This window comes from Pseudomonas sp. S35 (assembly GCF_009866765.1).
Taxonomy (GTDB): Bacteria; Pseudomonadota; Gammaproteobacteria; order Pseudomonadales; family Pseudomonadaceae; genus Aquipseudomonas.
The window spans coordinates 6,252,479-6,275,887 of sequence record NZ_CP019431.1 but is presented as its reverse complement, the minus strand read 5'-3'; the positions used below and the strand labels follow the sequence as shown (position 1 = coordinate 6,275,887).

The window sequence follows — 23,409 nt, the reverse complement described above, 5'->3', positions numbered from 1 at the left end:
CTCCATGAGCCTCAATATTTTCTGGTTCCTGCCTACCCACGGCGACGGCCATTACCTTGGCACCGCCGAAGGCGCTCGCGCCGTTGATCACGGTTATCTGCAGCAAGTGGCCCAGGCCGCCGACCGCTTGGGTTTTGGCGGGGTGTTGATCCCCACCGGACGCTCCTGCGAAGACTCCTGGCTGGTGGCCGCCTCGCTGATCCCAGTGACCCAGCGTCTGAAATTCCTCGTCGCGCTGCGCCCCGGGATCATTTCCCCGACGGTGGCGGCGCGTCAGGCGGCGACGCTGGATCGCCTGTCCGGCGGCCGTGCGTTGTTCAACCTGGTGACCGGTGGTGATCCGGAAGAATTGGCCGGTGATGGCTTGTTCCTCACTCACGAGGAGCGCTACCAGGCGTCGGTGGAATTCACCCGCATCTGGCGCCGCGTGCTGGAAGGCGAAACCGTGGACTACGACGGCGAGCACATCAGCGTCAAAGGCGCCAAGTTGCTCTACCCGCCTATCCAGCAACCACGTCCGCCGCTGTACTTTGGTGGCTCTTCCGAAGCCGCGCAGGACTTGGCAGCCGAGCAAGTGGAAATGGTGCTGACCTGGGGCGAGCCACCGGCCGCCGTCGCCGAGAAAATCGAACAGGTACGCGCCAAGGCCACGAAGCTGGGGCGCACCGTGCGCTTCGGCATTCGCCTGCATGTGATCGTGCGCGAAACCAACGATGAAGCCTGGAAAGCCGCCGACAAACTGATCTCCCATCTGGACGACGACACCATCAGCCGCGCCCAGGCTTCCCTGGCGCGTTTTGATTCGGTCGGCCAGCAGCGCATGGCCGCCTTGCATGGTGGCAACCGCGACAACCTCGAAGTCAGCCCCAACCTGTGGGCCGGTGTCGGCCTGGTGCGTGGCGGAGCGGGTACCGCGCTGGTGGGCGATGGCCCAACGGTTGCAGAGCGGGTCAAGGAGTACGCCGCGCTGGGCATCGACACCTTTATCTTCTCCGGCTATCCACACCTGGAAGAGTCGTATCGTGTGGCTGAGTTGCTGTTTCCGCACTTGGACATCGAACGTCCCGAGCTGCCGAAAAGCGCCGGCTACGTCAGCCCGTTCGGCGAAATGGTCGCCAACGACATCCTTCCCAAAGCTGCGTCACAGAGCTGAGGCGGCGTTATGAACTTTGAAAAATTGAGCCATCGCGTGGCGCCTTGGGTGCTGCCGATTCTATTGCTGGCGGTGTGGCAGTTGTCGGTGTCGGCGGGCTGGTTGTCGACGCGCATTCTTCCGGCCCCCAGTGCGGTGATTGAAGCCGGTGTCCACTTGGTCGCCAGTGGCGAAATCTGGACCCACCTGGCCATCAGCGGCTGGCGTGCCGGCCTGGGCTTTGTGATCGGCGGCGGCATTGGCCTGGCGCTGGGGTTTATCACTGGCCTGTCGAAATGGGGCGAGCGCCTGTTGGACAGCTCGGTGCAGATGATCCGCAACGTGCCGCACCTGGCGCTGATTCCGCTGGTGATCCTGTGGTTCGGGATTGACGAGACCGCGAAGATTTTCCTGGTGGCCCTCGGCACATTGTTCCCGATCTACCTGAACACCTATCACGGCATCCGCAACGTCGACCCGGCGCTGGTGGAAATGTCGCGCAGCTACGGTTTGTCCGGTTTCAGCCTGTTCTGGCAAGTGATCCTGCCGGGCGCGTTGCCCTCGATTTTGGTGGGCGTGCGCTTTGCCCTGGGCTTTATGTGGTTGACGCTGATCGTGGCGGAAACCATCTCTGCCAGCTCGGGTATCGGCTACCTGGCGATGAACGCCCGTGAATTCCTGCAAACCGACGTGGTGGTACTGGCCATCGTGATGTACGCGATTCTCGGCAAACTGGCCGACCTGGCTGCGCGTGGCCTGGAGCGGGTTTGGCTGCGCTGGCATCCGGCGTATCAAGTGAATAAAGGCGGTGCGGCATGACGGCTCAACAACCTCCGCGCCTGCTCAAGGGGATCCCCCTGGCGGTGCGCAAATTGCGCAAATCCTTTGGCGCACGGGAAGTGCTCAAAGAGATTGACTTGCACATTCCGGCGGGCCAGTTCGTCGCCGTGGTGGGTCGCAGCGGTTGCGGCAAAAGTACCTTGCTGCGTCTGCTGGCCGGTCTGGACAAGGCCAGCGGCGGCGAGCTGCTGGCCGGTTCCGCACCGCTGAGCGAAGCGATTGAAGACACGCGGCTGATGTTCCAGGAAGCACGTTTGCTGCCCTGGAAAAAGATCATCGACAACGTGGGCCTGGGCCTTAAAGGCAACTGGCGTCCCAAGGCGCTGGAGGCCCTGGAAGCGGTCGGCCTGGCCGAGCGCGCCGATGAATGGCCGGCGGCGTTGTCCGGTGGCCAGAAACAACGTGTTGCCCTGGCCCGCGCGCTGATCCACCAACCGCGCCTGCTGTTGCTCGACGAGCCGCTGGGCGCACTGGATGCCCTGACCCGCATCGAGATGCAGCAACTGATCGAAAACCTGTGGCAGAAGCACGGTTTCACCGTGTTGCTGGTCACTCATGACGTCAGCGAAGCCGTGGCGATTGCCGACCGGGTGATCCTGATCGAAGACGGCGAAATCGGCCTCGACCTGATCGTCGACCTGCCGCGCCCACGGGCCCGAGGTTCACATCGCCTGGCGGCGTTGGAAGCCGAAGTGCTCAACCGTGTGCTGTCGTTGCCCGGCACACCGCCGGAACCCGAACCTGTTTCACCGCTGCCTACGCAACTGCGTTGGGCTCAATAACTCATAGAGGAACACCATCATGACTATCAAAGCCATCAACGTGCGTAACCAGTTCAAAGGCACCATCAAGGAAATCGTGGTCGGCGACGTGCTGTCGGAAATCGATGTGCAGACCGCCTCCGGTATCGTCACTTCCGTGATCACCACGCGCTCCGTCAAAGAGCTGGAGCTGGTGATTGGCAGTGAAGTGATTGCCTTTGTGAAGTCGACCGAGGTGTCGATTGCCAAGTTGTGATTGGTCTTGAGGCCTCATCGGGGGCTTGCCCCCGATGAGGCCGGCCCAGTCAACGCAAGGCTTGGCGCTTGGGCAGGTAAGCCGGTAAATAAAGCCCCACATACGCATCAAACACACGCATCCCTTCCTCCGCCATCCGCGGCGTAATCAGCCCATGCTGATGCACCGAACGCGCGTAGACGCGGTCGCTCAATTCCAGCGCCAGGGCAAATACATCCACATCCGTGGGCAGGCTCGGCACGTCGAAATGCCGGCTGAACACCGCCAGCATCAAATCCCCCAATTCCAGATCATGCTGACGGTCGGCCTGGGTCACTTCAGTGAGGCCGTGCTGGGCGAGAATCAGTTGGCGGGCGGCGGCGTCGTGCTCGTAGATGGTGAGCATGCGCTGCTCGACGATGCAGGACAGGTCGCGCCAGTGCTTGAGTGAATCATGCTCGATAGGCGCCTGAATCGCCGCTCGGAACGCTGCGTGCACATCGGCCGTCAATGCCTCCAACAACGCCGGCACGCTGGCAAAAAAGTGGTACACCGACGACGGTGGGATCTGCGCGCGTTCGGCCACGCTGTAGATCGACAAACTCGCCACGCCTTCGGCGGCCAGCAAGGTGCGGGCGGCGTCGAGGATCGCGTCGATCCGGGCCTGGCTGCGGGCACGGGGTTTGCGAGGGGCGGCGGGGCGGGTGGTCATGGAAGTCTCCTACAAGGCAGCGGGCATTGTATGAGCACAGAGGTGGGTTGTCTGCCAGCCCGCCATCGGGGACTTTTGTGGTGAGCGGGCTTGCCCCGCGCTGGGCTGCGCAGCGGCCCCAATAAAAACGCCGCATTCTGACAGGCAGAATGCGGCGTCTGGTTTAGGGCGGCTTCGCCACCCAGCGCGGGACAAGCCCGCTCACCACAGCAAGCCCGCTCACCACATTTAATGCAGCCGCCGGTTAAACGGTATGCAGGTACCAGTTGTACTCAAGGTCGGAGATGGAGTGTTCAAACTCTTCCAGCTCACTTTCCTTACAGGCGACGAAGATATCGATGTATTTAGGATCGATGTACTTGGCCATCACCTCGCTGTCGTCCAACTCGCGCAGGGCATCGCGCAGGTTGTTCGGCAGGCTCTGCTCGTTCTGCTCGTAGCTGTTGCCTTCCACGGGTGCGCCCGGTTCGATCTTGTTGGTCAGACCGTGGTGCACGCCTGCCAGGACCGAAGCCATCAGCAGGTAAGGGTTGGCATCGGCGCCGGCCACACGGTGTTCGATACGTACGGCGTCGGACGAGCCGGTCGGTACGCGAATCGCCACGGTGCGGTTGTCCAGGCCCCAGCACGGCGAGTTCGGCACGTAGAACTGTGCGCCGAAACGACGGTAGGAGTTGACGTTGGGGCACAGGAACGCCATCTGGGCGGGTAGGGTCTCCAGCACACCGCCGATCGCGTGACGCAATGCGGCGTTCTGCTCGGGATCCTCGCTGGCAAAGATGTTCTTGCCGTCTTTGTCCAGGATCGAAATGTGCACGTGCAGCCCGTTGCCTGCCTGGCCTGGGTAAGGCTTGGCCATGAAGGTGGTGTCCATCTCATGGTCGTAGGCGATGTTCTTGATCAGGCGCTTGAGCAGTACCGCGTAATCGCACGCCTTGATCGGGTCGGCGACGTGGTGCAGGTTCACTTCGAACTGCGCCGGGGCACTTTCCTTGACGATGGCGTCAGCCGGGATGCCTTGCTCTTTGGCACCTTCCAGAATGTCCTGGAGGCAGTCGACGTATTCGTCGAGGTCGTCGATCAGGTAGACCTGTGTCGAGTGCGGGCGTTTGCCGGAGATCGGCGAGCGGGGCGGTTGTGGGCGGCCGTTCACGTTCTCCTGGTCGATCAGGTAGAACTCAAGCTCGAAGGCTGCGCAGATGGTCAGACCGAGGTCGTCAAATTTGCTTACAACTTGGCGGAGCACTTCGCGTGGATCGGCGAAGAAAGGTTCACCTTCAAGTTCGTGCATGGTCATCAGCAGTTGCGCGGTAGGGCGCTTTTGCCAAGGCTCATTGCACAGGGTGTCGGGGATTGGATAACAGATTCGGTCAGCATCACCGATGTCCAGACCCAGGCCGGTGCTTTCCACCGTCGAGCCATTGATATCCAGGGCAAATAAAGAGGCAGGCAGGTTAATGCCCTTCTCGTAAACCTTGTGGAGGCTGGTGCGTTCGATGCGCTTACCGCGCACCACACCATTCATATCCGCAATTAGAAGGTCTACGTACAGAACCTCAGGATGATCCTTAAGGAACGCGTTCGCTTCGTTAAGCTGAACGGCACGCGGGGGTACCGACATGATGCAACACCTTTGTTGTTAAAAATATCAATCATTGATCTTTTCTGGTTTCAGTCAACCCGAACGGCATGCCGAAGTCAAGCGAGGCCTTTTTTGCCCTAAAAAAGCGCTGTGAAGGCATTTCTGGGGCTTTTTGGGGCGGTTTTTTGCATTTGATCCGCTTGGGACTCGCAGGCTTGAGCGGGCCGTGTTGTATTTTTTACGGGGGTGTTGTGTAAAAAAATGAACAAGGCTAAGCTCGATTCAAACCCATAACAGCAATAATACCGGGGTGCTTCATGTTTCACCTGCCGCCGCTCGGCGTCTCTGCCTGCTTGTGCCAGGCGTTTCCTGCAGTCCGTTCACCCCGCGTGAATGCCGCTGCACCGGCCAATATTCTTGACGGCCCGTCCGACCTTTTCTTTGCCACCTCAACTGCCCCTGACCGGCTCCTTTCCAAGGAACCGATCAAGATTGTGCACGACTTTGGCGTGAGGAATGCAACGCTGCAGCAAATGGCAGGTAAGCTCCTACCCTGAATGAAAAAACGACGCGGATGCTGCGTCAACCAACGCCTGGCCTTTAATGGATGCCAGGAAACCCAGCCCAGAGGCATTTATGAGTAACAACCTCGACCAGCTCACCGATTGGTTGAAAGACCACAAGATCACAGAAGTCGAATGCATGATTGGCGACCTCACCGGCATCACCCGGGGCAAGATCTCGCCGACCAACAAGTTCATCGCCGAAAAAGGCATGCGTCTGCCCGAGAGTGTGCTGTTGCAGACCGTGACCGGCGACTATGTCGAAGACGACATCTATTACGAACTGCTCGACCCGGCCGACATCGACATGATCTGCCGCCCCGACCAGAACGCGGTGTTCCTTGTGCCGTGGGCCATCGAGCCGACCGCCCAGGTGATCCACGACACCTACGACAAGCAAGGCAACCCGATCGAGCTGTCGCCGCGCAACGTGCTCAAGAAAGTCCTCCAGCTCTACGCCGACAAAGGCTGGCAGCCCATCGTGGCGCCGGAGATGGAGTTCTACCTGACCAAACGCTGCGAAGACCCGGACTTCCCGCTGCAACCGCCGATTGGCCGTTCCGGTCGCCCGGAGACCGGTCGCCAATCCTTCTCTATAGAAGCGGCCAACGAATTCGACCCGCTGTTCGAAGACGTCTACGACTGGTGCGAACTGCAGGAACTGGACCTCGACACCCTGATCCACGAAGACGGCACCGCGCAGATGGAAATCAACTTCCGTCACGGCGACGCGCTGTCCCTGGCCGACCAGATCCTGGTGTTCAAACGCACCATGCGTGAGGCCGCGCTCAAGCACAACGTGGCGGCCACCTTCATGGCCAAGCCGATGACCGGCGAGCCCGGCAGCGCGATGCACCTGCACCAGAGCATCATCGACATCGCCACCGGCAAGAACGTCTTCTCCAATGAAGACGGGAGCATGAGCCAACTGTTCCTCAACCACATTGGCGGCCTGCAGAAATTCATCCCTGAATTGCTGCCGTTGTTCGCCCCCAACGTGAACTCCTTCCGCCGCTTCCTGCCGGATACCTCGGCGCCGGTGAACGTGGAATGGGGCGAAGAAAACCGCACCGTCGGCCTGCGCGTACCGGATGCCGGCCCGCAGAACCGCCGTGTGGAAAACCGCCTGCCGGGCGCCGACGCCAACCCGTACCTGGCCATTGCGGCCAGCCTGCTGTGTGGCTACATCGGCATGGTCGAAGGCCATAACCCAAGCGCGCCAGTGGTAGGTCGTGGTTACGAGCGGCGCAACCTGCGCCTGCCGTTGACCATCGAAGACGCCCTGGAGCGCATGGAAAACAGCAAGACCATCGAGAAATACCTGGGGCAGAAATTCATCACAGGCTACGTCGCGGTCAAGCGGGCCGAGCATGAAAACTTCAAGCGCGTGATCAGTTCGTGGGAGCGGGAATTCCTGCTCTTCGCCGTCTGATGCGCCGGGCGCGCCCTTTACACGGCGCGCCCTTCACTGAAAAGTCTAGGAGATTGGTATGTCCAGCAACAACCCGCAAACCCGTGAATGGCAAGCCTTGAGCAACGATCACCACCTGGCGCCGTTCAGCGACTTCAAGCAATTGAAAGAGAAAGGCCCACGGATCATCACCAAAGCCCACGGCGTGTATTTGTGGGACAGCGAAGGCAACAAGATCCTCGACGGCATGGCCGGCCTGTGGTGCGTGGCGATCGGTTACGGTCGCGATGAACTGGCTGACGCCGCCGCCAAACAAATGAAAGAACTGCCGTACTACAACCTGTTTTTCCAGACCGCTCACCCGCCGGTGCTGGAACTGGCCAAGGCCATTTCCGACATCGCGCCTGCCGGGATGAACCATGTGTTCTTCACCGGTTCCGGCTCCGAAGGCAACGACACCATGTTGCGTATGGTCCGCCACTACTGGGCGATCAAAGGCCAGCCGAACAAGAAAACCATCATCAGCCGCAAGAATGGCTACCACGGCTCTACCGTAGCCGGCGCGAGCCTGGGCGGCATGACGTATATGCACGAACAGGGCGACTTGCCGATCCCGGGCATCACCCACATAGCCCAGCCGTACTGGTTTGGCGAAGGCGGCGACATGAGCCCCGAAGAGTTCGGGATCTGGGCCGCCAACCAGTTGGAAGAGAAGATCCTCGAACTGGGCGTGGACACCGTCGGTGCCTTTATCGCCGAGCCGATCCAGGGCGCCGGCGGCGTGATCGTCCCGCCTGCCACCTACTGGCCGCGCATCAAGGAAATCCTCGCCAAGTACGACATCCTGTTTGTCGCCGACGAAGTGATCTGCGGGTTTGGCCGTACCGGTGAGTGGTTCGGCAGCGACTTCTACGACCTCAAGCCAGACATGATGACCATCGCCAAGGGCCTGACCTCGGGTTACATCCCCATGGGCGGCCTGATCGTGCGCGACGAAGTGGTCGAGGTGCTGAACGAAGGCGGCGATTTCAACCACGGTTTCACCTACTCCGGTCACCCGGTGGCCGCCGCGGTGGCCCTGGAAAACATCCGTATCCTGCGCGATGAAAAAATCATCGAGCAGGTCAACAGCGAAACGGCACCCTATTTGCAACGTCGTCTGCGCGAGCTCAATGATCACCCGTTGGTGGGCGAAGTTCGCGGTGTGGGTCTGTTGGGCGCCATTGAACTGGTGCAGGACAAGGCCACCCGCAAGCGTTATGAAGGCAAAGGCGTGGGCATGATTTGCCGCAACTTCTGCTTCAACAATGGCCTGATCATGCGCGCCGTGGGCGACACCATGATCATTTCGCCGCCGCTGGTGATCAGTAAGGCCGAGATTGACGAGTTGGTGACCAAGGCGCGCACGTGCCTGGACCTGACTTTGGCGGCATTGCAGGGCTAAGTGCTAGGCTCAGTGCGCAGCGCGCTGGGCAGTTATAAATGTAGGGGCTTTGGTTGAAAGCCGGCCCCTTAACTTGCCAGACTGTCGCCCTGTTTTGTTGCCCTCTGGAAGGGCCGCTGAACATAAAAGAACGTGGCCCAAAAAAGAAAAATTGGAGCATCACCAAATGAAGGCATTAGGTTTGAAGAACGCTGGCAAGACCCTCCTCGCCTTGTCCCTGATGGGCGCAATGGCGGGCGCGGCCCAGGCAGACGATAAGGTGCTGCACGTCTACAACTGGTCCGACTACATTGCACCGGACACCATCGCCAACTTTGAAAAAGAGTCGGGCATCAAAGTGGTGTACGACGTTTTTGACAGCAACGAGACCCTTGAGGCCAAGTTGCTGGCGGGCAAGTCCGGCTACGACATCGTCGTGCCGTCGAACAACTTCCTCGCCAAGCAGATCAAGGCCGGCGTTTACCAGGAGCTGGACACGTCCAAGCTGTCCAACTACGGCAACCTGAACAAGTCCCTGCTCAAAGCCGTGTCGGTCAGCGACCCGGACAACAAGCACGCCTTCCCATACATGTGGGGCTCCATCGGCATCGGCTACAACCCGGAGAAGGTCAAGGCCGCGCTGGGCGTGGACAAGATCGATTCGTGGGACGTGCTGCTCAAGCCTGAAAACATCGCCAAGCTGAAAAGCTGCGGCGTGAGCTTCCTCGATTCGCCAACCGAAATGCTGCCGATTGCGCTGCATTACCTGGGCCTGCCGACCGACAGCCAGAAGAAAGACGACCTCAAGCAAGCTGAAGCGTTGTTCCTGAAGATCCGTCCTTCGATCGGCTACTTCCACTCGTCCAAGTACATCTCGGACCTCGCCAACGGCAACATCTGCGTGGCCGTGGGTTACTCGGGTGACATCCAGCAGGCCAAGTCCCGCGCGGCTGAAGCCGGTGGCAAGGTCAAGGTGGCCTACGACATTCCGAAAGAAGGCGCCGGTAGCTTCTTCGACATGGTCGCCATCCCTAAAGATGCCGAAAACGTCGACGCCGCTTACAAGTTCATGAACTACCTGCTCAAGCCTGAAGTGATGGCGTCGATCACCGACAGCGTGCGCTTCCCGAACGGTAACGAGAAGGCCACTGCATTGGTCGACAAAGACATCACCAGCGACCCGGGCATCTACCCGCCAGCTGATGTGCAAGCCAAGCTCTACGCCATTGCTGATTTGCCAGCCGCAACCCAGCGTGAAATGACGCGCAGCTGGACCAAGATCAAATCCGGTAAATAACCCGTAGGACCTGTGGGAGTGGGCTTGTGTGGGAGGGGGCTTGCTCCCGATGGCGGTGTATCAGCAACAGATCCAGTGACTGACACTCCGCTATCGGGAGCAAGCCCCCTCCCACCCAGGTTCGCTCCTACAAATAATTAAATGACAGAAAGTTTTGCCGGATCGGTTTATCGAGGGTAAGTTGCGCGCCGGTTTTGTTGCCGGGCAACAACTTTAAGGCCCAACTATTTAAGAGGACCTCCACTTGCCAATTTCTTTATTTCGCCAAGCCATGCTGGTGGGTGCAGGTATCACGCTGGCGGTCAGCGTGCAGGCCGCATCGACGGTGCATATTTATAACTGGTCGGACTACATCGGTACCGACACCTTGGCCAACTTCGAAAAGGCCACCGGCATCAAGCCCGTGTATGACGTGTTTGATTCCAACGAAACCCTGGAAGGCAAGTTGCTGGCCGGGCGAACCGGCTACGACGTGGTCGTGCCGTCCAACCACTTCCTCGGCAAGCAGATCAAGGCCGGGGCGTTCCAGAAGCTCGACAAGTCGCTTCTGACAAATTACGCGAATCTTGACCCAGCGTTGCTCAAGCGCCTGGAAAAGAACGACCCAGGCAACCAGTACGCCGTGCCGTACCTGTGGGGCACCAACGGCATCGGCTACAACGTCGACAAAGTGAAGGAAGTGCTGGGCGTCGACAAGATCGACTCCTGGGCCGTGCTGTTCGAGCCGGAAAACATGAAAAAGCTGGCCACCTGCGGTGTGTCCTTCATGGACTCGGCAGATGAAATGCTGCCGGCGGTACTCAACTACATGGGCCTTGATCCCAACAGCACCAACCCGGACGACTACAAGAAGGCCGAAGAAAAGCTGCTCAAAGTGCGGCCCTACGTGACCTATTTCCATTCCTCCAAATACATCTCGGACCTGGCCAACGGCAACATCTGCGTGGCGGCCGGTTTCTCTGGCGATGTGTTCCAGGCCAAGGCCCGTGCGGCTGAGGCAGGCAAGGGCGTGAACATCGCCTACGCGATTCCGAAAGAAGGCGGCAACTTGTGGTTTGACGTGCTGGCGATCCCCAAGGATGCCACCAACCTCAAGGAAGCCCACGCCTACATCAACTATTTGCTGCAACCTGAGGTCATCGCCCAGGTCAGTGATTACGTCGGTTACGCCAACCCTAACCCTGGGGCGGACACACTGATGGAGCAATCGATACGCACCGACGAAGCGGTTTACCCACCGCAGGCGGTTCTCGATCGGACATTCGTCAACTTCGAGCTACCCCCGAAAGTGCAACGTTTAATGACCCGTAGCTGGACCAAGGTCAAGACGGGCAAGTAAGGCTCAAACTATCCTGGGTTCGCCGGCTGCGGCGAACTGCATTGTTTTTTTTTGGGAGTTTCGTAAATGGCAGTTGCCTCCGGCGCCTATAAGAAAGCCCTCGAAGGGGACCAGACACCGAAGAAGGTGCTGGTCAAAATCGACCGGGTCACGAAGAAGTTCGACGAGACGATTGCCGTGGACGATGTGTCCCTGGAAATCAAGAAAGGCGAAATCTTCGCCTTGCTCGGCGGTTCGGGTTCGGGCAAGTCCACCTTGCTGCGCATGCTCGCAGGCTTCGAGCGCCCGACCGAGGGCCGCATCTACCTCGACGGTGTGGACATCACCGATATGCCGCCCTACGAGCGGCCGATCAACATGATGTTCCAGTCCTACGCCCTGTTCCCACACATGACCGTGGCGCAGAACATCGCGTTCGGCCTGCAACAGGACAAGATCCCCAAGGCCGAAGTCGACGCCCGCGTGGCCGAGATGCTCAAGCTGGTGCAGATGAGCCAGTACGCCAAGCGCAAGCCGCACCAGTTGTCCGGCGGCCAGCGTCAGCGTGTGGCGCTGGCCCGCTCCCTGGCCAAGCGCCCGAAACTGCTGCTGCTCGATGAGCCGATGGGCGCCCTCGACAAGAAGCTGCGTTCGCAGATGCAGCTTGAACTGGTCGAGATCATCGAGCGCGTGGGCGTGACCTGCGTGATGGTGACCCACGACCAGGAAGAGGCCATGACGATGGCCGAGCGCATCGCGATCATGCATCTGGGCTGGATCGCCCAGATCGGCAGCCCGATCGACATCTACGAAACCCCTACCAGCCGCCTGGTGTGCGAGTTCATCGGCAACGTCAACATTTTCGACACCCAGGTGGTGGACGACGCCGAAGGCCACGCGGTGCTCAAGTGCCCGGACCTGGACCGCGACATCTACGTGGGCTACGGCATCGCCACGTCGGTGGAAGACAAGTCGGTGACCTACGCGATTCGCCCGGAAAAACTGCTGGTGACCACCGAAATGCCGACCTGCGAACACAACTGGTCCAGCGGCAAGGTGCACGACATCGCCTACCTGGGCGGCCACTCGGTGTTCTACGTGGAGCTGCCGAGCGGCAAGCTGGTGCAGTCCTTCGTGGCCAACGCCGAGCGCCGTGGCCAGCGGCCGACCTGGGGTGATCAGGTTTACGTGTGGTGGGAAGACGACAGCGGCGTGGTACTTCGCTCATGAACACAAAAAAGCTCAAGCGGCGCCTGAACCGCCTCGTCCCCAGCGGCAAGCAGGTGGTCATCGGGATTCCGTTCCTGTGGCTGTTCCTGTTTTTTGCCTTGCCGTTCTTCATCGTCCTGAAGATCAGCTTTGCCGAAGCCGACGTGGCGATCCCGCCGTACACCGAGATCTACACCTACGTTGAGCAAAAGCTGCAAGTGGTGCTGAACCTGGCCAACTACAGCCTGCTGGCGGGCGACGAGCTTTACATCGCCGCGTACCTGGGCTCGCTGAAGATGGCGTTCTTCAGCACGCTGCTGTGCCTGTTGATCGGCTACCCGATGGCCTACGCCATTGCCACTGCGCGCAAAGAGATGCAGACCGTGCTGGTGCTGCTGATCATGATGCCGACCTGGACCGCGATCCTGATCCGCGTGTATGCGTGGATGGGCATCCTCAGCAACAACGGGCTGCTCAATGGCTTCCTCATGTCCATGGGCCTGATCAACGAGCCGCTGCAGATCCTCAACACCAACATTGCGGTGTATATCGGCGTGGTCTATTCGTACCTGCCGTTCATGATCCTGCCGTTGTACGCCAACCTGGTGAAACACGACCAGAGCCTGCTGGAAGCCGCGTCCGACCTGGGTTCGAGCACCTTCAACAGCTTCTGGAAGATCACCGTGCCGCTGTCCAAGAACGGCATCATCGCCGGCTGCATGCTGGTGTTTATCCCGGTGGTGGGCGAGTTCGTGATTCCGGAACTGCTCGGCGGCCCGGAAACCCTGATGATCGGTAAAGTGTTGTGGCAAGAATTCTTCAACAACCGTGACTGGCCGGTGGCGTCTGCCTTGGCGGTGGTGATGCTGGCGATCCTGATCGTGCCGATCATTCTGTTTAACCGCAGCCAAGCCAAAGAATTGGAGGGCAAGATATGAAGCGCGTCAGTTTCTCAAGCTTCATGCTGGTGGCGGGGTTGGTGTTCATCTACCTGCCGATGCTGATCCTGGTGATCTACTCGTTCAACGAATCCAAGCTGGTGACGGTGTGGGGCGGTTGGTCGATCAAGTGGTACGTGGGTTTGCTGGACAACACCCAACTGATGGGCTCGGTGGCGCGCTCCCTGGAAATCGCCTGCTACACGGCGGTCGCCGCAGTGGCGTTGGGCACCTTGGCGGCGTTTGTGCTGACACGCATCAGCCAGTTCAAGGGCCGCACGCTGTTCGGCGGCCTGGTGACCGCGCCGCTGGTAATGCCGGAAGTGATCACCGGTCTGTCGCTGTTGCTGTTGTTCGTGGCGATGGCGCAGATGATCGGCTGGCCCCAGGAAAGGGGCATCGTCACCATCTGGATCGCTCACACCACGTTCTGTGCAGCGTATGTGGCGGTGGTAGTGTCGGCGCGCTTGCGTGAGCTGGACCTGTCGATCGAAGAGGCTGCAATGGACCTGGGGGCGCGGCCGTGGAAGGTGTTCTTCCTGATCACCATCCCGATGATCGCCCCATCGTTGGCGGCGGGCGGCATGATGTCGTTTGCGCTGTCCCTGGACGACTTGGTACTGGCCAGCTTCGTGTCGGGCCCTGGTTCGACGACCTTGCCGATGGAAGTGTTCTCGGCCGTGCGCCTTGGGGTTAAACCCGAGATCAACGCCGTGGCCAGTTTGATTCTGTTGGCGGTGTCGCTGGTGACTTTCCTGGTGTGGTTCTTCAGCCGTCGTGCTGAGGAGCATCGCAAGAAAGCCATTCAGCAAGCGATCGAAGAAGCCGCTGCGGATGGCTGGCAACAGCCAGACAAACGTCGGGCACCAGCGCCGGTCTAAAGACGGGTGCGGGTCAATGCGGGAGGGGGCTTGCCCCCTCCCACAGTTGATTGCATTTCAAGTCCACGGCGACGTGCGAATCACCTCGACAAAATTCATCGGCCTGAACCCCGGCGCCTGATCTACCAGCACATCGGTCTTCACGTTGCCAAACGTGGTCTGCGGGCGATGGCGCAAGCCGTCGGCAAAGGCGCAGATGATGCACTCCTTGAACCCTTCGCCCCGTGGATGCGCATGCACCACTGCTTCGCGCTGCACGTTGCTGAACGCGGCGTAGTCCATGCCCAGCACGTCCATTTCAACCCCGGCAGTCACCAGTGCCACGGTCGGGCGCAGATGCTGCGGCACGCCTGGCGTGGTGTGCAGGGCAATGGACAGCCACACCTGTTCGATGTCGTCATCGCTCAGCCCGTAGGGTTTGAGAAAAGCCGCCGCCGCGTTGGCGCCGTCCACCTCGAAGCGCTCGTCGTCACTGCGATGACCTTCCACCAGGCCCAAGTCATGGAACATCGCACCGACGTAGAGCAACTCCGGGTTGTAGGCCAACTGCTTGCGTTCACCGCTCAGCGCGCCAAACAGAAACACCCGGCGCGAGTGGTGATAGAGCAGGTCGGATTCGATGTCGCGGATATACTCGGTAGTGGCCTTGGCCAGGGCGCTGTCGGGGATCTTGATGCCGGCGATGGAAGTGGTCATGGTGGCTCTCCTGTGGAAAGCATCCAGTCTGGTCGCGCACGCGTGAAGCGGCCAGGGTGACGAGGGTGCGATCCCGGCCAATCTGGCGCGACATCGTGCCAAGGGTGTACACGATCAAATGTGGGCACTGGCTTGCCTGCGATAGCATCACCTCGGTATACCTGATGGGCCGAGTCGTCTGCATTGCAGGCAAGCCAGCGCCCACAGGGGTTTTGCGTCAGCCCGAGATATAAGGTTTGCCCATGCACAAAACCGTTGCGATCCTGATCTTTCCCGGCGTTCAATCACTGGACGTGACCGGCCCTATGGACGTGTTCTGCGAGGCCAACCGTTTCCTGGCGCCGCAAGATCATTACCGGTTGGAAGTAATCGGTTTCGGCCACGGCACGATGGCGGCTTCCAATGGCCTGTCACTTCAGGCCCACAAGCATTACAGCGAAGCCCTGCAAGCCTATGACTTGCTGCTGGTCGCCGGCGGCCCGCAGTTGCCCTTCGAGGAGTTCGGCGCTCAGTTCGATGAGTGGCTACGGGGCGCCACCGCCCGGGCGCAACGCTTCGGCTCGATCTGCAACGGCGCCTTCATGCTGGCCCGCGCCGGTCTGCTGGACGGCAAAACCGTCACCACCCATTGGGGCGACGCCGCTGACCTGGCGCGCCTGTGCCCTTCGGCCCAGGTCGAAGCCGACCGCCTTTACGTACAGGACGGCAACCTCTACACCTCGGCCGGGGTCACGGCGGGCATCGATTTGTCGCTGTACCTGCTGGCCCAGGACCATGGCCCGGAAGTGGCCTTGAGCGTGGCCAAGCGCCTGGTGGTGTTCACCCAGCGCTCGGGCGGGCAGTCGCAGTTCAGCCCGTTCCTGACGCCCCACGCCGAGAACACCTCGGCGGTGGCGCTGGTGCAGTTGTATGTATTGGCGAACCTGACTGGCGATTTGACCATCGCCGATCTGGCCAAGGCCGCCAACATGAGCGCGCGTAATTTCTCTCGGGTATTTGCCCGTGAAGCGCGGATAACCCCGGCGGAGTTTGTCGAGCGGGCACGGGTGGATGCGGCGCGGGTGATGCTCGAAAGCACCCACGCGCCGCTGAAAACCGTGGCCTACCAATGCGGTTTTCGCGACGCCCAGCATATGCGTAGTGTGTTCAACCGCCGGTTGGGCGTGACGCCGCAACAGTTGCGACTCAACTTTGCGGCGCCGGTCTAAGCGCCGATAGCAGTGTGTCAGCCAAACATTTTTTGCTGAGCGGCCGCTATCGGGCGGGCAGCAGTTTCAGGGTGCCACGGGTGTTGGCCGTGACTTCCTCATCACTGAAATGCGCCTGCTCGTAGCCGCCTTCGATATACGTCTGCGCCTGGTCGCTGTAGTGCCGATCGAACGGCACGCCGCTTTGGCCGACCGGGTTGATGGTCAACGCGTGAGCCACATCGGCGAAGTCGATCAGGCGCCGGGTCGATGGGCCGTAGGTTACCGGCCACGGCGCCGGGCCGATGGCAGCTGACTGGTTGTTCGGCACTTCGTGGCTGCCAGGGGCCGGGAAGGGGCCGGCATTGAAGATCAGGTCCAATGGCGGCTGTGAACCGAGCGGGTGGCCGTGGGTCAGGGTATGCGCCTCGCCCCACTGCCATTGGGTCGGGTCATCGCCGAAGGTGGCCTTCAGGTGTGCCAGGCTGTTGTCCCAGGCGAGTTTGACAGTGTCGGCGCGCTTGCCGTCCCACCAAGGCGAGGCCGGGTCGGCGGCCAGGCGTGGCAAAGCGGCGTCGACGACCCGTGTGGTAAGCAGGGTCTTGAACATGGCGTCGCCGAGTTTAGGGTGGAAGGCCGCGTCGGTGAGGTTGAACAGGAACTGGTTGAACAGCGTGGCGCTGGTGGAATCAAGCGGGTAGTCGCCTTTCCAGGCGGCCAGTTGTTCCACCAGTTTCAGCTGTGCCGGGTCTTTGACCACCTCACGCAGCACCGGCAACAGCGGCGCCAGCAGTCGCGGGCCGAAGGCGGTGGTGGTGCCCAACTGCAAGGCCTGGCTGTTGTTCACATCCCACTTCACGCTTTTGTCGCTCAGTTGCGCGTTCAATTGCTGGCCACGGTCGGCCAGGTTGTAATAGCCGGGGATCTCCATGCCGGTGGGCGATACCGGCTGGGCATTGGCCGACACCACGTAGCCTCGTGCCGGGTTTTCTTCCTGAGGGTTGGCGCTGAAGGGGTAGAAGCCCAACTTGTCGGCCTGGGCGGTGCTGCCGTCGAGGATGAACCCGGCACTGACGCCAGCCGGACGGATCGGCAACTGCGCCGCTGCCCACCAGCCGATATCGCCCTTGGCATTGGCCCACACGATATTCAGCCCTGGTGCCGACACCTTGGCCGCCGCCGCACGGGCCTTGGCCAGGGTGTCGGCGCGGTTGAGCTGGTAGAAGCCTTCGAGGATCGGGTTCTGGGTGTCGAGGAACGCCCACCACAGGGCGATGGGCGTCTTGCCGCCATTCTCGCCGAGCACATCATTGATGATCGGGCCGTGGGGAGAGTTGCGCAGGGTCAGGGTAACCGGCGCCTGGCCCTTCACCGCGATCTGTTGTTCGCTGCTGGTCATGTCGACCCAACGGCCCTGGTACCAGACCTGATTGGGGTTGTCCGGGTTGACCTTCTCGGCAATCAGGTCGACATCGTCGTTCTGGAACATGGTCAGGCTCCAGCCGAAATCCAGGTTGTGCCCCAGAAACGCCACCGGCACCAGCGCGTTGTGATAGCCATACAACTCAAAACCCGGCGCCGACAGGTGCGCCTCGTACCATACCGAGGGCACCGAGAAGCGAATATGCGGGTCACCCGCCAGTAACGGTTTGCCGCTTTTGGTACGACTGCCGCTAATGGCCCAGGCGTTGCTGCCTTCGAACTGCGGCAGGCCGTTGTCGGCCAGAGCCTGCTCGCTCAAGGACGCGATGGCGCCGAGGGTTTGCCAATCGCCGGCGGCGAGGTTGAGCGCGCCGTTGGGTTGCCAGTCGAGGTCGAAGACTTTCAGGTACTCGCCGCCCAACTGGTCGCGGACGTAGGTCAGCAACGGTTCGGTACGAAATGCGGCGGCAAAACTGTAGGCCATGTACCCGGCGACACTGATGGTGTCTTCGGCGGTGAACCGGCGCTTGGGGATACCCAGCACGTCGAACTCCATGGGGCTGGCGTGGCTGTCCTGATACTGATTGATCCCATCCAGATAGGCTTGCAGGGCCTTCCAGGGTGCAGAGTCGTGGTCCATCTGCTCCACATAGCGCAAGGCCCGTTCACGAATGCGCAGGCTGCGAAACAGCTTGTCGGTCTCCAGCAGCTTGGGGCCCAGCACCTCGGCCAACTCGCCACGGGACAGGCGCCGCATGATCTCCATCTGGAACAGCCGGTCCTGGGCATGCACATAGCCCAGGGCGCGATACAGGTCGGTCTCGTTCTCGGCGCGGATATGCGGCACGCCCCGGTCGTCGTAGCGCACCGTGACCGAGCGTTGCAGGTTGGCCAGTTCGACCGTGCCCTGGCGGGTAGGCTGTTTGCTGTATACGTACCAGCCGGCGCCAAGGGCGACCAGCACCAGCAGAACTGCGAGAGCCCGCAAGACGCGCTTCATGAACTTTCCTTATCGGGAATGGGGTGACTAACGATCTTCAGGCCACGAACAATAGCAGCCCACCGCCAGGGTGTGAGTGGCATTCACCTCGCGTCCGGCTTCAAGGGATTTCAGGATCGGCTCGATAAAACTGTTACTGGCGTTGCACGTCAGCCCTTCGCTGTAGGGCCCTAGATACGCAAGCTTGCCGTTGCGATCCCAGATCCCCACGGCGGGGCTGGCCGGTACCTGATCGGCGCCGGGCAGTGCGGTGAGGGTTTTCATGCCGCGCAGGTTGTCGGGCAGTTGGCCTTGGCTGCCGGGTTTTTGCAGGGCATAGAACTCGACGCCTTGGGGCGCGTATTGCTCGATCAGCTCGCCCAGGTGTTGCTGGTTGCCGACATTGCACGGGCAGGCCGGGTCCCAGAAGTGCACCAGGCGGATCGGGCCTGGCCCGCTCAGCTCTGCGGGCAGGCGCAGGGCATCGCCGGAAAACACCGCCGTGTGTTCGCTGAAGGCGCGCAGGTAGCGGCCCTGGAACCAGTCATACGCCGCCCACAGCACGCCGGCGCAGATAACCAGTATCAGGCTGGCGAACAGAGCGGTACGGTAGGGCGGTCGCATGCAGATCTATCCTCGAGGGTCGCGTAGCTTGCCATGCTTGTCCTGACAGATGAATATCGCAGCTCGATATTCATCTTCGCCGTAAGTCTGGAACCCTTTATGCCCGTCACCTTTGACCCCGATCATCTGCGCGACAGCTTGCGCTCCCTGGTGGATGCGCAAGCGCTCAGCGCCGAAGCGCGGGTGTACCAGCGTTTTTATGGATTGGACTTGGCCGGGCGCACAGTGCCGGCGGTGAGCCGTCTGGGCCGCTTCCAGGTGCGCGGGTTCGAGGTGGTGGGGCAGGTGTGGTTGGCGCCACAACCGGTGGCGACGATGTTTATGTTCCACGGCTTCTACGACCATATGGGCCTGTATCGCCACGTGGTGGACTGGGCGCTGGACCAGGGCTTCGTGGTAATCGCCTGCGACCTGCCAGGCCATGGTTTGTCCAGCGGCGCGCGGGCCAGCATCGACGATTTTGCGGTGTACCAGGAGGTGGTGCAGGCGCTGTTTGCCCAGGCCGAGGCATTGCAACTGCCGCAACCCTGGCATCTGTTCGGGCAAAGTACCGGCGGCGCGGTGGTGGTGGATCACCTGCTCAACCAGGGCGCAAACAGCCCGGCCCAGGGCAAGACCTTTTTGCTGTCGCCGTTGGTGCGGCCGCGTGCCTGGGGCTGGTCGCAGCTCAGCTATTACCTGCTGCGGCCGTTCGTAAAAGGCATCGCGCGGCGCTTCAGCGAGAACACCAACGACCCGCAATTCAAGCCGTTCCTGGAAGCTGACCCGCTACAGCCGCGCCAACTGCCCACCGCCTGGGTGGGTGCACTGTCGCGTTGGATCAAGCGCATCGAAGCCGCACCGCGCAGCTCGCGGCGGCCAGTGATCGTGCAGGGTGAGGAAGACATGACGGTGGACTGGCAGCACAATTTGCAGGTGTTGCGGGGCAAGTTTGATGAGCCTGAGGTGTTGATGTTGCCGCGTGGTCGGCATCACTTGGCGAATGAGATTCCCGAGATTCGTGATGAGTACTTCCGGTATTTGACAGACCATTTGAAATAACACAATCCAAATGTGGGAGGGGGCTTGCCCCCTCCCACATTTTCTACTGCGTCAGGCTTGAAGTGCTCTGGCCGACCGCCAGCCCTGCGCGGATCGCTGCCAGCGCCGCCTGGTAATACGCCTTACCCTCCGGTGACTCCGCAAACGTCGCGAACTCTTCCAGTTCCGGGTCAGACAAATCCCGATAGACATACAGCAGCGTGTTGTTCAGATCATTGCCAATCTGCTGCATCAACCGCTCACGTTGCCCATTCAACATGCTTTGAGCCTGACCACCGCCCAACAGGCCGGGGATCATCTGGCTCAAGCTGTCTGCAGCTACTCCGGCAATCGCCAGGCTGACTTCGGCCCCGGCTTCACGGGCCGGCAGCGCCTGTGCCAGATGGCCGATGATCAGGCTGCGAGTGGCGTCGGCTTCAATCTTCGGCAGGCCCTGGGCGTTTTTCGCCAGCTGGTCGCGGCGGGTGGCGAGCAGTTCGGCGGCAACAATCTTGCGGCCCAGCGGCGACTGGAAGAACGCCAGGGCAGGCTTGGGGTCTGCCAGGTTCTTGCGCAACTGCGCCTCGGCGCGTTGGTCCATGGGCTGGGCGGCAAAGCGTTTATTGCTGTTGTCCACCAGCGCCTGGTACACCGCCGGCGGTAGGCTGTTGCGGTAGCGCTGTTGGGCTGCGCTGAGGGCGTCATTGAAATGCGCACGTTGTTCGGCCCAGCCGGCGACCTTGTACAACTGGTCATGGCCGTCTGCCCAGGCGGGCAAAACGCAGAACATCAGCAAGGAAAAAAACAAACGACGCATATGGACTCCTGTCAGTCGGCCACTATTGTCCGTGTCGGGCGTAGGATTTGTCGAGAAGTCCTATCGGTCACCTGACTAAAGTGTGTTGAGACGCTCGACGGCGCTGTCGCAGTTGAAGGCGTATGGATACTATGCGCGCCATGCAAATACCCCTTGATCACCCCCTGCTGCAACGCATCGTCGACGACCTGGCCGAAAAGGGTTGGTCGCAGCAGAACGGCTTCCTGCCCCAGGCTCTGACCCTGGAACTGGCGGCTGAGTGCCGTAAACGTGCGGCCGAGGGTGAATTGGCGCCAGCGGCGGTGGGGCGCGGACCGGCCCAGGAGATTCGCGAGGGCATTCGCGGCGACCATATCCAGTGGCTGGAGGAGGGCGACGCGGCCGTCTGCGACAGCTACATGGCGGTGATGGACAGCCTGCGCCTGGCGATGAACCGGGGCTTGTTCCTTGGCCTGGAAGATTTCGAAAGCCATTTTGCGATGTACCCGCCAGGGGCGTTTTACCTCAAGCACCTGGACCGCTTCCGCGACGATGACCGGCGCATGGTCTCGGCGGTGATCTACTTGAACGACGCCTGGCTGCCCGAGCATGGCGGCCAATTGCGCATGTACCTCAAAGGCGGCGTCGAATACGATGTGGTGCCCACCGGCGGATGCCTGGTGGTGTTCCTGTCGGGCGAAGTGCCCCACGAAGTCATGCCTGCCACGCGCGAACGCCTGTCCCTCACCGGCTGGTTTCGCCGGCGGGGTAACGAGCCGTTTTAACCATGCAAAAGATACTGATCAGCCGCTGCCTGCTTGGGCACAAGGTGCGCTACGACGGCGGGGCCAGCGGGCCATTCGATCAACTGGCGGCGTGGCAGGCCGAAGGGCGAGTGGTTGCGATCTGCCCGGAAGTGTCGGGCGGTTTGCCGACGCCCAGGCCGTCTGCCGAGATTCCCGGTGGGCAAGGCATTGATGTCTGGGAAGGCCGGGCCAAAGTGCTCACGGCCGAAGGCGAAGATTTCAGCGCCGCCTTCCTCGACGGCGCCCGCCAAGCCTTGGCGCTGGTGCAGCGCCACAACATCCGCATCGCCATCCTCAAGGCCAACAGCCCGTCCTGCGGCAATCTGCTGACCTATGACGGCACCTTCACCGGCGTGAAGGTAAGTGGTGAAGGCGTCACGGCGGCGCTGCTCAAGCGCCACGGCGTGCAGGTGTTCAGTGAGCTGGAGTTGCCTGAGGCGGCGCAGGCGTTGGCGCTACTGTAGGGGCGTCGCCCTCGAACCACTTCTGCGACAGCGCCTTCAATCGGCCATCGTCCTTCACCCGTTTCAATGCCCCGTCCAGGCTCGTCTTGAACGCCGGGTTGCCCTTCTGGAACGGGATCGCCAGCTCAGGCTGGTCGCGATAAACCTCGCTGAAATCGAACTGATCCTCAAGCTCGGCAGTCTTAGCGATGTGGTTGATGGCCACATCGTATTTGCCGGTTGCCACCCCAGGCAGCAGATCGGCGTCATCGGTGGTGATAAACGAGGAGCGCACGTCCATTTCCTTTGCCAGCAGTTCACCCAGTTCGACTTCAAAACCGGTGAGCTTGTCGCCTTCCTTGAAATTGTAAGGGGGGGTGTTGGCTTGCAGGGCAATGCGCAGTTCACCGCGATCATTGACGTCGTCGATCAGTTCGGCATGAGCCAAGGGGCTCAGAAGAGGAAGCAAAAGTAACAGGCCAGGCGAAAAGCGCATGGTCACTCCTAAAGAATTCGAATGTGCGAGGCGCCGTTCAGCATCGCTTTGCTATGGTGGTGAGTGCCTTGGACAGCAATTTGTCGTGAAGTTGTCATAACCCTACAGATTTCACAGAAAAACTGGAGAAGCGAATGAAAGCCCTTTTGTCCCGTGCAACGATTGCCAGCCTGCTGCTGGGTGCCTCCGTGTTGGCGAATGCCGCCGATGTGCCTCGTACCCCCGCGCCCAAGGGGGCCGAGGTGTTTATTGTGTCGCCCAAAGATGGCGCGACTGTCGACAAGACCTTCACCGTCAAATTCGGCGTCAAGGGCCTGGACCTGGAGCCAATCGACAAGCAAGTGCCTAACGCGGGTCACCATCACCTGCTGGTCGACCAGGACGTGAAGGCGCTCAAGGCAGACGAAGCCATCCCCGCCACCGCTACCTCGATTCACTTCGGCAAGGCGCAAACCGAAACCGAGCTGACCCTGACCCCAGGCAAGCACACCCTGCAACTGGTGGCTGGCGATAATGTGCATCGCCAATTCGAGCCCACTGTAGCCTCGAAAGTGATCACGGTTGACGTTAAGTAATATTTGTTCAGACAAAAAAATGGGAGACCCCTGCGGGTCTCCCATTTTTTGTGCAGCGTTTAA

General features: G+C 60.8%; 24 protein-coding genes. 17 read left to right on the top strand and 7 right to left on the bottom strand.

Features of this window, described 5'->3' with window-relative positions; genetic code table 11:
* The first annotated feature begins 4 nt into the window (after window positions 1–4).
* The 4 genes from ssuD to PspS35_RS28435 are packed head-to-tail and all read left to right on the top strand — an operon-like array spanning window position 5 to window position 2,989.
* Window positions 5–1,153: an FMNH2-dependent alkanesulfonate monooxygenase gene (ssuD, locus tag PspS35_RS28450; RefSeq protein ID WP_159937718.1), complete on the top strand. Its 1,149-nt coding sequence runs from the start codon at window positions 5–7 to the stop codon at window positions 1,151–1,153.
* Window positions 1,154–1,162: 9 nt separating this feature from the next.
* Entirely contained in the window at window positions 1,163–1,951 is a 789-nt protein-coding gene (gene ssuC, locus PspS35_RS28445; RefSeq protein WP_159937717.1) for an aliphatic sulfonate ABC transporter permease SsuC, read from the top strand.
* A complete protein-coding gene (gene ssuB / locus PspS35_RS28440; RefSeq protein ID WP_159937716.1) occupies window positions 1,948–2,754 on the top strand; it encodes an aliphatic sulfonates ABC transporter ATP-binding protein in 807 nt (268 codons plus the stop codon). The genes ssuC and ssuB overlap by 4 nt, the downstream gene beginning before the upstream one ends.
* Before the next feature lie 19 nt (window positions 2,755–2,773).
* The gene (locus PspS35_RS28435) at window positions 2,774–2,989 is read left to right on the top strand and encodes a TOBE domain-containing protein (protein ID WP_003176783.1); all 216 of its coding nucleotides are present in this window, start codon (window positions 2,774–2,776) and stop codon (window positions 2,987–2,989) included.
* A gap of 49 nt (window positions 2,990–3,038) precedes the next feature.
* Here the strand turns inward: PspS35_RS28435 and PspS35_RS28430 are convergent, their stop codons facing one another.
* Entirely contained in the window at window positions 3,039–3,680 is a 642-nt protein-coding gene (locus tag PspS35_RS28430) for a TetR/AcrR family transcriptional regulator (protein ID WP_159937715.1), read from the bottom strand.
* A gap of 244 nt (window positions 3,681–3,924) precedes the next feature.
* A complete protein-coding gene (locus PspS35_RS28425; RefSeq protein WP_003213894.1) occupies window positions 3,925–5,301 on the bottom strand; it encodes a glutamine synthetase family protein in 1,377 nt (458 codons plus the stop codon).
* Between the two features lie 278 nt (window positions 5,302–5,579).
* Between PspS35_RS28425 and PspS35_RS28420 the strand changes: the two genes are divergently transcribed.
* The 8 genes from PspS35_RS28420 to PspS35_RS28385 all read left to right on the top strand — a co-directional run bounded on the left by PspS35_RS28420 (window position 5,580) and on the right by PspS35_RS28385 (window position 14,302).
* Window positions 5,580–5,819, top strand: coding sequence for a hypothetical protein (locus PspS35_RS28420; RefSeq protein ID WP_159937714.1), 240 nt, complete (start codon window positions 5,580–5,582; stop codon window positions 5,817–5,819).
* 79 nt (window positions 5,820–5,898) lie between these two features.
* Complete coding sequence (locus tag PspS35_RS28415) at window positions 5,899–7,257, top strand: glutamine synthetase family protein (RefSeq protein ID WP_099585910.1); 1,359 nt, start codon at window positions 5,899–5,901, stop codon at window positions 7,255–7,257.
* Window positions 7,258–7,315: 58 nt separating this feature from the next.
* Window positions 7,316–8,680: an aspartate aminotransferase family protein gene (locus tag PspS35_RS28410; protein ID WP_159937713.1), complete on the top strand. Its 1,365-nt coding sequence runs from the start codon at window positions 7,316–7,318 to the stop codon at window positions 8,678–8,680.
* Between the two features lie 181 nt (window positions 8,681–8,861).
* Complete coding sequence (locus PspS35_RS28405; RefSeq protein ID WP_159938127.1) at window positions 8,862–9,956, top strand: polyamine ABC transporter substrate-binding protein; 1,095 nt, start codon at window positions 8,862–8,864, stop codon at window positions 9,954–9,956.
* A gap of 244 nt (window positions 9,957–10,200) precedes the next feature.
* Window positions 10,201–11,295, top strand: a complete 1,095-nt coding sequence (locus tag PspS35_RS28400; protein ID WP_159937712.1) for a polyamine ABC transporter substrate-binding protein — start codon at window positions 10,201–10,203, stop codon at window positions 11,293–11,295.
* 66 nt (window positions 11,296–11,361) lie between these two features.
* Window positions 11,362–12,504, top strand: coding sequence for a polyamine ABC transporter ATP-binding protein (gene potA / locus PspS35_RS28395; RefSeq protein WP_003195240.1), 1,143 nt, complete (start codon window positions 11,362–11,364; stop codon window positions 12,502–12,504).
* Window positions 12,501–13,421: an ABC transporter permease subunit gene (locus PspS35_RS28390; RefSeq protein WP_099585907.1), complete on the top strand. Its 921-nt coding sequence runs from the start codon at window positions 12,501–12,503 to the stop codon at window positions 13,419–13,421. Before potA ends, PspS35_RS28390 begins: the two co-directional genes overlap by 4 nt.
* Window positions 13,418–14,302: an ABC transporter permease subunit gene (locus tag PspS35_RS28385; protein WP_159937711.1), complete on the top strand. Its 885-nt coding sequence runs from the start codon at window positions 13,418–13,420 to the stop codon at window positions 14,300–14,302. The genes PspS35_RS28390 and PspS35_RS28385 overlap by 4 nt, the downstream gene beginning before the upstream one ends.
* Window positions 14,303–14,359: 57 nt before the next feature.
* Here the strand turns inward: PspS35_RS28385 and PspS35_RS28380 are convergent, their stop codons facing one another.
* The gene (locus PspS35_RS28380; RefSeq protein ID WP_159937710.1) at window positions 14,360–14,998 is read right to left on the bottom strand and encodes an HD domain-containing protein; all 639 of its coding nucleotides are present in this window, start codon (window positions 14,996–14,998) and stop codon (window positions 14,360–14,362) included.
* A gap of 242 nt (window positions 14,999–15,240) precedes the next feature.
* Here PspS35_RS28380 and PspS35_RS28375 point away from each other — a divergent pair, with 242 nt between their 5' ends.
* Complete coding sequence (locus PspS35_RS28375) at window positions 15,241–16,206, top strand: GlxA family transcriptional regulator (RefSeq protein ID WP_159937709.1); 966 nt, start codon at window positions 15,241–15,243, stop codon at window positions 16,204–16,206.
* A gap of 46 nt (window positions 16,207–16,252) precedes the next feature.
* On the opposite strand, the gene PspS35_RS28370 is transcribed toward PspS35_RS28375, so the two are convergent.
* Window positions 16,253–18,607, bottom strand: coding sequence for a penicillin acylase family protein (locus tag PspS35_RS28370; protein ID WP_159937708.1), 2,355 nt, complete (start codon window positions 18,605–18,607; stop codon window positions 16,253–16,255).
* A gap of 27 nt (window positions 18,608–18,634) precedes the next feature.
* On the bottom strand, window positions 18,635–19,210 hold the full coding sequence (locus PspS35_RS28365; protein ID WP_159937707.1) for a DUF6436 domain-containing protein: 576 nt from the start codon (window positions 19,208–19,210) through the stop codon (window positions 18,635–18,637).
* A 99-nt stretch (window positions 19,211–19,309) separates the two neighbouring features.
* On the opposite strand from PspS35_RS28365, the gene PspS35_RS28360 reads away from it, so the two are divergent.
* On the top strand, window positions 19,310–20,251 hold the full coding sequence (locus PspS35_RS28360; RefSeq protein ID WP_159937706.1) for an alpha/beta hydrolase: 942 nt from the start codon (window positions 19,310–19,312) through the stop codon (window positions 20,249–20,251).
* A 43-nt stretch (window positions 20,252–20,294) separates the two neighbouring features.
* Here PspS35_RS28360 and PspS35_RS28355 read toward each other — a convergent pair whose 3' ends face one another.
* Window positions 20,295–21,047, bottom strand: a complete 753-nt coding sequence (locus tag PspS35_RS28355) for a DUF2059 domain-containing protein (RefSeq protein ID WP_159937705.1) — start codon at window positions 21,045–21,047, stop codon at window positions 20,295–20,297.
* 131 nt (window positions 21,048–21,178) lie between these two features.
* Between PspS35_RS28355 and PspS35_RS28350 the strand changes: the two genes are divergently transcribed.
* Window positions 21,179–21,811, top strand: a complete 633-nt coding sequence (locus PspS35_RS28350; RefSeq protein ID WP_159938126.1) for a 2OG-Fe(II) oxygenase — start codon at window positions 21,179–21,181, stop codon at window positions 21,809–21,811.
* Window positions 21,812–21,813: 2 nt separating this feature from the next.
* Window positions 21,814–22,296 (top strand): DUF523 domain-containing protein, encoded by a 483-nt coding sequence (locus PspS35_RS28345; protein WP_159937704.1) that lies wholly within the window; start codon window positions 21,814–21,816, stop codon window positions 22,294–22,296.
* Here the strand turns inward: PspS35_RS28345 and PspS35_RS28340 are convergent.
* Window positions 22,247–22,771, bottom strand: a complete 525-nt coding sequence (locus tag PspS35_RS28340) for a transporter substrate-binding domain-containing protein (protein WP_159937703.1) — start codon at window positions 22,769–22,771, stop codon at window positions 22,247–22,249. The genes PspS35_RS28345 and PspS35_RS28340 overlap by 50 nt on opposite strands.
* A gap of 134 nt (window positions 22,772–22,905) precedes the next feature.
* Here PspS35_RS28340 and PspS35_RS28335 point away from each other — a divergent pair, with 134 nt between their 5' ends.
* Window positions 22,906–23,346: a DUF4399 domain-containing protein gene (locus PspS35_RS28335; RefSeq protein WP_159937702.1), complete on the top strand. Its 441-nt coding sequence runs from the start codon at window positions 22,906–22,908 to the stop codon at window positions 23,344–23,346.
* Window positions 23,347–23,409 lie beyond the last annotated feature (63 nt).

Excerpts from the sequence above, each read along its gene's own strand:
- ssuD (WP_159937718.1), top strand. The coding sequence starts at position 5 with ATGAGCCTCAATATTTTCTGGTTCCTGCCTACCCACGGCGACGGCCAT.
- ssuC (WP_159937717.1), top strand. The coding sequence starts at position 1,163 with ATGAACTTTGAAAAATTGAGCCATCGCGTGGCGCCTTGGGTGCTGCCG.
- ssuB (WP_159937716.1), top strand. The coding sequence starts at position 1,948 with ATGACGGCTCAACAACCTCCGCGCCTGCTCAAGGGGATCCCCCTGGCG.
- PspS35_RS28435 (WP_003176783.1), top strand. The coding sequence starts at position 2,774 with ATGACTATCAAAGCCATCAACGTGCGTAACCAGTTCAAAGGCACCATC.
- PspS35_RS28430 (WP_159937715.1), bottom strand. The coding sequence starts at position 3,680 with ATGACCACCCGCCCCGCCGCCCCTCGCAAACCCCGTGCCCGCAGCCAG.
- PspS35_RS28425 (WP_003213894.1), bottom strand. The coding sequence starts at position 5,301 with ATGTCGGTACCCCCGCGTGCCGTTCAGCTTAACGAAGCGAACGCGTTC.
- PspS35_RS28420 (WP_159937714.1), top strand. The coding sequence starts at position 5,580 with ATGTTTCACCTGCCGCCGCTCGGCGTCTCTGCCTGCTTGTGCCAGGCG.
- PspS35_RS28415 (WP_099585910.1), top strand. The coding sequence starts at position 5,899 with ATGAGTAACAACCTCGACCAGCTCACCGATTGGTTGAAAGACCACAAG.
- PspS35_RS28410 (WP_159937713.1), top strand. The coding sequence starts at position 7,316 with ATGTCCAGCAACAACCCGCAAACCCGTGAATGGCAAGCCTTGAGCAAC.
- potA (WP_003195240.1), top strand. The coding sequence starts at position 11,362 with ATGGCAGTTGCCTCCGGCGCCTATAAGAAAGCCCTCGAAGGGGACCAG.
- PspS35_RS28390 (WP_099585907.1), top strand. The coding sequence starts at position 12,501 with ATGAACACAAAAAAGCTCAAGCGGCGCCTGAACCGCCTCGTCCCCAGC.
- PspS35_RS28385 (WP_159937711.1), top strand. The coding sequence starts at position 13,418 with ATGAAGCGCGTCAGTTTCTCAAGCTTCATGCTGGTGGCGGGGTTGGTG.
- PspS35_RS28380 (WP_159937710.1), bottom strand. The coding sequence starts at position 14,998 with ATGACCACTTCCATCGCCGGCATCAAGATCCCCGACAGCGCCCTGGCC.
- PspS35_RS28375 (WP_159937709.1), top strand. The coding sequence starts at position 15,241 with ATGCACAAAACCGTTGCGATCCTGATCTTTCCCGGCGTTCAATCACTG.
- PspS35_RS28370 (WP_159937708.1), bottom strand. The coding sequence starts at position 18,607 with ATGAAGCGCGTCTTGCGGGCTCTCGCAGTTCTGCTGGTGCTGGTCGCC.
- PspS35_RS28365 (WP_159937707.1), bottom strand. The coding sequence starts at position 19,210 with ATGCGACCGCCCTACCGTACCGCTCTGTTCGCCAGCCTGATACTGGTT.
- PspS35_RS28360 (WP_159937706.1), top strand. The coding sequence starts at position 19,310 with ATGCCCGTCACCTTTGACCCCGATCATCTGCGCGACAGCTTGCGCTCC.
- PspS35_RS28355 (WP_159937705.1), bottom strand. The coding sequence starts at position 21,047 with ATGCGTCGTTTGTTTTTTTCCTTGCTGATGTTCTGCGTTTTGCCCGCC.
- PspS35_RS28350 (WP_159938126.1), top strand. The coding sequence starts at position 21,179 with ATGCGCGCCATGCAAATACCCCTTGATCACCCCCTGCTGCAACGCATC.
- PspS35_RS28345 (WP_159937704.1), top strand. The coding sequence starts at position 21,814 with ATGCAAAAGATACTGATCAGCCGCTGCCTGCTTGGGCACAAGGTGCGC.
- PspS35_RS28340 (WP_159937703.1), bottom strand. The coding sequence starts at position 22,771 with ATGCGCTTTTCGCCTGGCCTGTTACTTTTGCTTCCTCTTCTGAGCCCC.
- PspS35_RS28335 (WP_159937702.1), top strand. The coding sequence starts at position 22,906 with ATGAAAGCCCTTTTGTCCCGTGCAACGATTGCCAGCCTGCTGCTGGGT.